This window comes from Leisingera sp. XS_AS12 (assembly GCF_041224635.1).
Classification (GTDB): domain Bacteria; phylum Pseudomonadota; class Alphaproteobacteria; order Rhodobacterales; family Rhodobacteraceae; genus Leisingera.
This window is the reverse complement of the sequence record NZ_JBGFGM010000083.1, coordinates 1-527: the sequence shown is the minus strand read 5'-3', so window position 1 is coordinate 527 and position 527 is coordinate 1. Positions and strand designations below refer to the sequence as shown.

General features: G+C 61.9%; 1 protein-coding gene. It reads left to right on the top strand.

From position 1 onward, the window contains the following. The first annotated feature begins 85 nt into the window (after positions 1 to 85). The gene (locus tag AB9K35_RS07465; RefSeq protein WP_369925116.1) at positions 86 to 496 is read left to right on the top strand and encodes a transposase; all 411 of its coding nucleotides are present in this window, start codon (positions 86 to 88) and stop codon (positions 494 to 496) included. The last annotated feature ends 31 nt before the right edge of the window (positions 497 to 527 follow it).

Sequence of the window (527 nt, the reverse complement as noted above, 5' to 3'; positions counted from 1 at the left end):
GTAAGCGGCGTCTCGACCCCACGTTGCTGCTGATGGCTTCGGCTGCGAAGTGATCTCCATCTCATGATGGGGAGTGCGTTTCGCAATGTGTGCTACAAATTCGTTTCTCAAATCGCTGGGCGTCGAGATCTACGCGTCGGGTCATCGTCGGTGGCCGGATGAGGCAAAGGCCTTGGCCGTCTCGATGACCCTGGAAGCTGGAGCGACTGTAAATGCCGTAGCGGAGCGGTTTGGCATTCTGCCCAATCAACTTTCGGCGTGGCGACGAGAGGCCAAACAGGGCAAGCTGGTGCTGCCTGCAGCCGAAGTCGAGGAACCTGTCTTTGCGCCTCTCGTTGTCTGCGAGGTCGCCGAGGGGGAAGCGGGCCCGGAGGTCGCATCGCAGGCTGCCCCAATCAGGATCACTCGAGGCGCTGTCGTGATCGAACTCGCCCATGATGCACCTGCGGCCCGGATTGCCGAGATTGCCCACGCGCTGGAGGTGCATCCATGCTGATGCCCTCGCAGGGCGTGCGGATCCTGGTGGC

Excerpts from the sequence above, each read along its gene's own strand:
- AB9K35_RS07465 (WP_369925116.1), top strand. The coding sequence starts at position 86 with ATGTGTGCTACAAATTCGTTTCTCAAATCGCTGGGCGTCGAGATCTAC.